5 protein-coding genes are annotated in these 5,757 nt (G+C 69.0%); 3 read left to right on the top strand and 2 right to left on the bottom strand.

Going from position 1 to position 5,757, the window contains the following annotated elements:
- The first annotated feature begins 471 nt into the window (after positions 1 to 471).
- Both dcd and P1P70_RS39280 read left to right on the top strand, forming a co-directional pair.
- Positions 472 to 1,047: a dCTP deaminase gene (gene dcd / locus P1P70_RS39285; RefSeq protein WP_033530332.1), complete on the top strand. Its 576-nt coding sequence runs from the start codon at positions 472 to 474 to the stop codon at positions 1,045 to 1,047.
- A 2-nt stretch (positions 1,048 to 1,049) separates the two neighbouring features.
- A complete protein-coding gene (locus tag P1P70_RS39280) occupies positions 1,050 to 1,562 on the top strand; it encodes a phosphoribosyltransferase (RefSeq protein WP_319246381.1) in 513 nt (170 codons plus the stop codon).
- Positions 1,563 to 1,834: 272 nt separating this feature from the next.
- On the opposite strand, the gene P1P70_RS39275 is transcribed toward P1P70_RS39280, so the two are convergent.
- A complete protein-coding gene (locus tag P1P70_RS39275) occupies positions 1,835 to 3,361 on the bottom strand; it encodes an MFS transporter (protein WP_319246379.1) in 1,527 nt (508 codons plus the stop codon).
- A gap of 103 nt (positions 3,362 to 3,464) precedes the next feature.
- Between P1P70_RS39275 and P1P70_RS39270 the strand changes: the two genes are divergently transcribed.
- Complete coding sequence (locus P1P70_RS39270; RefSeq protein WP_319246377.1) at positions 3,465 to 4,364, top strand: helix-turn-helix transcriptional regulator; 900 nt, start codon at positions 3,465 to 3,467, stop codon at positions 4,362 to 4,364.
- 266 nt (positions 4,365 to 4,630) lie between these two features.
- Here P1P70_RS39270 and P1P70_RS39265 read toward each other — a convergent pair whose 3' ends face one another.
- Positions 4,631 to 5,734, bottom strand: coding sequence for a hypothetical protein (locus tag P1P70_RS39265; protein WP_319246384.1), 1,104 nt, complete (start codon positions 5,732 to 5,734; stop codon positions 4,631 to 4,633).
- Positions 5,735 to 5,757: the final 23 nt, after the last annotated feature.

Raw genomic sequence — 5,757 nt, 5'->3', positions numbered from 1 at the left:
GGACGGGGCTGCGGGGCGCGGGAGTTGAGGCGTACGGTGGAGGCGCGGAAGAGGGTCTGAGGGGGCCTCGGAACGGATCGGAGTGCCGCCTGGAGGGGCGTCCCGTTCATCCCGTAATGTGGCGCTTCGTCGTCAGGTCGACGTAGGTCGACAGCCAGACGCGGCTCTTGGGGAAGGGACTCTTGGACTTGATGGAGCGCACCGTCGTCCGTTGTGCCGATGGGCACGTTTTCAGCACCGCTTCGTTCCCGATGCAGCAGGCCGAGCGCCTCGGCCCGGGTCGGCTCATGCGCTGCCCACGCTGTGCGCGCTTGCGCAGCGTCGTGCCGGTGGCGTTGCAGAAGCGGTAGCCAGAGGGGTAGCCACAGCGGCAGTGACAGCGGCAGCCGGCCACTACCGTTGGCAGTCGTCGAGGCGCGCGGAGTCCGTCCTGATGGTGGGCGGCCCGCGCGTCTTGCGTATCCTCGGGGCGTGCTTCTCTCAGACAAGGACATCCGGGCCGAGATCGACGCCGGTCGGGTGCGGATCGATCCGTACGACGAAACCATGGTGCAGCCGTCGAGCATCGACGTGCGTCTCGACCGCTTCTTCCGGGTGTTCGAGAACCACCGCTACCCGCACATCGACCCGTCCGTCGAGCAGTCGGACCTCACGCGGCTCGTCGAGCCCGAGGGGGACGAGCCTTTCATCCTCCACCCCGGCGAGTTCGTGCTCGCCAGCACCTACGAGGTGATTTCACTCCCCGACGATCTGGCCTCACGGCTGGAGGGGAAGAGTTCCCTGGGCCGGCTCGGGCTCGTCACCCACTCCACCGCCGGGTTCATCGACCCCGGCTTCTCCGGGCACGTCACCCTCGAACTGTCGAACCTCGCCACCCTCCCCATCAAGCTCTGGCCGGGCATGAAGATCGGGCAGCTCTGCATGTTCCGGCTCAGCTCGCCCGCCGAGTTCCCGTACGGCAGCGAGCGCTACGGCTCCCGCTACCAGGGGCAGCGCGGGCCGACCGCCTCCCGGTCCTTCCTCAACTTCCACCGGACGCAGGTGTGAGCATGCCGAGCACGCCCCCGGCCCGGGAGAACCTCACCTACGAGGCGTTCGGCACCGCCGTACGCGAACTCGCGCAGACCATCGCCGACGACGGGTACGAGCCCGACATCGTGCTCAGCATCGCCCGCGGCGGGGTCTTCGTCGCCGGCGGGCTCGCGTACGCCCTCGACTGCAAGAACATCCACCTCGTGAACGTCGAGTTCTACACCGGTGTCGGCACGACCCTCGACATGCCCGTCATGCTCGCCCCCGTCCCCAACGCGATCGACTTCTCCGACAAGAAGGTCCTGATCACGGACGACGTCGCCGACACGGGCAAGACACTCAAGCTCGTTCACGACTTCTGCCTCGACACCGTCGCCGAGGTCCGGTCCGCCGTGATCTATGAGAAGTCGCACTCCCTCGTGAAGTGCGAGTACGTGTGGAAGCGGACCGACGACTCGGTCTGGATCAACTTCCCATGGTCGGTCGAGCCGCCCATCGTCAGGAAGCACACCACCGTTCTGGACGCGTAAGCCCAGCTCACAGCCCTGGCTCCCACCTTCGGGTGGGAGCTTCTGTGCGTGTGGAGCGACGGCAGGCGCAGCCTGCTCATCCGAGAGGGCTTCGGTGCGGGCAAGCCGCGTGATTCCATCCACAGAGGAGTGGAGTGGAGCGGAGTGGAGGTAGACGTAGCCCCCGCGTTCCCCATTCCTCCTTCGAGGAGCGATGCCTCGTCGAAGCGTTGTCGAGCGATGCCTCGTCCAGGCGTTGCCGGCCCTCGATACCGCGTGGGGAGTTGGCGTGGTCATCGAACGCTGCCTTCTTCGACGGGGTCCTGGGGCAGGGGCTCCGGACCGGCACCGTCGGTGCCGGTGGAGGCCCTCGGCAGGTGGCGCAGGGCGAAGACGCCGAGGGCGGCGTGCAGAACGCCTGCGATGACGGCCGCGGCGTGCAGACCGGTGAGGAACGCTGACTTCGCATCGCCGATCACCGCGGCCGTGAGGCCAGGGGCCTGCAATGTCTCGTTGAGGGTACCGGCGAGGTCAGGCCCCTGCAGCCGGAAGATCAGGGCAGCCAACGAGCCGAGGAGTGCGATGCCGAGGGCGTTGCCGATCTCGTTGCTGGTCTCGGCGATCGCTGCCGCGGACCCAGCGCGCTCTGCGGGAACCGCGGCGACGGCGGTGTCGGCGACGACGCTGAAGGAGATGCCGTACCCGATGCCGGCGATGACGGTGGATGCCGTGTACCAGCCGACGCCGCTGGAGATGCTGGTGGCCAGCAGCAGGAACAGCCCTGCGGCGATGAAGAAGTGGCAGGTGATGAGCGCTGCCCGGGCTCCGACACGCGCGACCAGTGCCGGTGTGACAACGCAGGTGGCGGTGAGGACGGCGGCGCCCGGGAGCGCGACGAGAGCCGCGTCCAGGACGGTCAGTCCGAGGACGGACTGGAGGTAGATTCCGCCGAGGTAGGCCACTGCCGACCATGCGGCCAGCGGCAGAAGCCCGGTGATGGCCGCGATCGCGAAGACCCGGTCACGGAAGAGGCGGAAGTCGATCAGCGGGTGATCCAAGTGGAGTTGCCGCCGGACGAACCACCACAGGGTGACGACTCCGACGGTCCCTGCGGCCATCGGGGGTGCGGTCAGCCCCTCCGCCGCCGCGTGCTTGATCGCGTAGACGGTCAGCAGGATGCCCGCAGCGGAGAGCAGGACGCTCAGAGCGTCGATGCGGCCGGTCCGGGTGGCACGTACCTCGCGGAGCAGGACCGGGGCCAGCATCAGGAACAGCACGACGACGGGGAGATTGATCAGGAAGACCGATCCCCACCAGAAGCTGCTGAGCAGTTGTCCGCCGACGACCGGGCCGACGGCGAAGCCGGCGGCAAAGGTGGCCGCGAAGATGCCGATCGCTTTCGCCCGCAGGCGTGGCTCGGTGAACAGTTCGCTGAGTACCGCCAGCGCCGACGGCAGCAGCGTGGCACCAGCCACGCCCATCAGCGCCCGGAAGACGATCAGCAGATCCGGCCCGGGGGCGAACGCCGCTCCCGCCGAGGCCGCGCCGAACACCGCCGCGCCGGTCATGAGCAGCCTGAGCCGGCCGTACCGGTCGCCGATGTTCCCGAACGCGATCAGCAGGGACCCGACGGCGAATCCGTAGACGTCCAGGATCCACAGCGCCTGATCGGCGGTCGGCGACAGCGCCTCAGTGACGTTGGGCATCGCCAGGAACAGGACCGAACCGTCCATCGCGACCAGCAGTACCGGGCCGAGTATCACCAGCAGACCGAGCCACGGCCGCGGGCCGGGTGAGTGAGAAACACGCGGTGCATACATGCTGGGGATGGTGCGGCGTCGTCCACTCGGCAACCATCCCCGCGTTATGGGTACACCTTGCAGGGACACCCGGAATCGGACCGTTCCACCTACGCTCGAGGGCGTGGAGTTGGAGAGCCTCGGGGCCTATCTCAAGAGTCGTCGCGACCGGGTCACGCCCGCCGACGTCGGACTGCGCATCTACGGAACCTCCCGTCGCGTGCCGGGTCTGCGTCGCGAGGAGCTCGCCCAGCTCGCGGGCGTGAGCGCCGGCTACTACACGCGGCTGGAACAGGGCCAGGCCGGTACGGCCTCACAACAGGTCCTCGACGCGCTCGCGGGCGTGCTCAAGCTCGATCGGGCCGAGACGGCCCATCTGCACAACCTCGCCCGTCAGCCCACCACTTCACGCCTCGTCCGCCCCCGCCCGGAAAGGCCGCACCCACGAGTACTGGCGCTCCTGGCATCCCTGGGAGAGACCACACCGGCCGTCGTGCTCGGCCGCCGCGGCGACGTACTGGCCTGGAACCGCACCGGGCATGCCCTCGTCGCAGAACACGTCGAATTCGACGCTCCCCACGATCTCGCGCGACGGCCGTCCATCCCCCGGATGTTCTTCCTCGACTCCCTCACCCGCGACCTGCACCGAAACTGGGATGAACTGGCCCGAACTCATGTCGCCTACCTGCGGCTCACCGCAGGCAGGTATCCCAACGACGCACGGTTGGCCGAACTGATCGGCGAACTCGCCATGCGCGACGCCGACTTCGCCAAGCTGTGGGCCAAAGGCGACGTCGCGGACTGCACCGTGGGCTCCATGCGCCTGCGACACCCGACCGTCGGAGCGGTCGACGTCGACTACCAGGTGTGGCTCCAGCCCGAGAGTCCCGACCACCGCCTCGAGGTCTATACCCCCAACAACACCGCCGCGGCCGACGCACTACGACTGTTGTCCGATCAAGTCGCCCATCAGCAGAAACCTGAGGTCGCTCTGTCCGAGGCCCACCGACATCTGGACCGGTGACTGCTGCCTGTCACCCCCTGGATGCGGTGGGCCTACGCTCAGCGACCGGTGCCGGCGGTGCCGGCAAGAGCGGCGTCCGGGCCTGGTTCTGCCGGTCCGGTGAGGGGCTGGACTCCGTGGCGTTCAGTCTGATCTGCGGGGTGACACGACGGCCCCCCGCCGGGTGGGTGAGGGACCGGCACGGGGGACTGCCGGGCTCATGAGCGTGAGGCGATCTGGCTCATGAGCGTGAGGCGATCTGGCTCATGAGCGTGAGGCGGTCGGGTTCATGAGCGTGAGGCGGTGCCGCATCGCTCCTCGCCCGACTTCCGCATGCGCTCGTCCAGGGACATGCTGCGGTCGTACGGGTCGAGCGCCGGGCCGTCTCCCGAGGGCGAGGTCGCGCGCTCGGCGCTGAACTCGGGGGTGAGGTAGCCGGTGAAGGTGTCGCAGCCGCCGTTGGTGGTGTCCACCTTGTAGGAGACCAGGGAGAACGTGCCCGGCTCGGTGACGATCTTCGCCGGGTCGTCCCAGCTCATCACGACCTCGCGGCGCACGATGGTGCGGGCGACCTCGTCGCTTCCCGCCTCGGCGCGGACGACCGGGTAGACGTACGTGACATCGGTCGTCACCTCGACCGCCCCACGCTTGCCCTCCCGGTACGTGATCCGCCCTCGTGTCTTGACCACATCCCCGACCAGCCTGACCTCGGTGCTCTCGAACCGGCTGAACAGCAACAGGGGATCGTTCTCCCGGCTGGGCGAACGGAACGCGGTCGCCAGGAAGTCCCGGACGTCCTCCTGGTGCGGATTGATCAGCGCGATCGCCTTCTTCGGGCGGTCGCCGCGCAGCACACCGCGATCCAGGCTGGACTCGGCGAGGAAGTCCCGGCTCTCCTCGAGCGCCTGCGCGACCTGCTTCTTGCTCATCCAGCCGGTCGCCCTTGCCTCGGGCAGGGCGAGCGCGGCCGTCCCGTCACCCCACCGCGCCGCGGGCGATCCCCTGAACGGCTGCTCCAGGGTCGGCTGTCGGGCCGCCGCTTCCGTCGGCGGCGGTGCGTCCGGACGTTCCGACTCCACGGCGAGCGGCGTGCTCTCGCCGCCTTCGCCCGCGAACCAGCCGACCACCCGCCCCGGTGCCACCGCCACGACCAGCAGGGCCAACGCGACCAGCAGACCGATCACGTACCAGCCCTTGCCCTTGTCCTTTCGCCGCTGCGGCGGTTGGTGGCTCCGCCACGGCTCCGGCGGGCCGGTCTCCTCCCGCAGCCGTCCCGCCACCATGCGGGCCCGCGCCGACGGTTCCTCGGGCGCGTCCTTGCTCCCCGCCTCGGCCTCGCGGAGGAAGCGCTCCCACTCCTCGTCCGATATGGACTCCCCGCCCTTGCCCACGCCGACCCCCGCCCTTCTCGCAC

Source organism: Streptomyces sp. MB09-02B, assembly GCF_033794485.1.
GTDB lineage: Bacteria > Actinomycetota > Actinomycetes > Streptomycetales > Streptomycetaceae > Streptomyces.
The sequence above is the reverse complement of the archived record's forward strand: the minus strand, read 5'-3'. Positions and strand labels throughout refer to the sequence as shown.

Coding starts and splice junctions, on each gene's coding strand:
- P1P70_RS39275 (WP_319246379.1), bottom strand. CDS start 3,361: ATGTATGCACCGCGTGTTTCTCACTCACCCGGCCCGCGGCCGTGGCTC.
- P1P70_RS39280 (WP_319246381.1), top strand. CDS start 1,050: ATGCCGAGCACGCCCCCGGCCCGGGAGAACCTCACCTACGAGGCGTTC.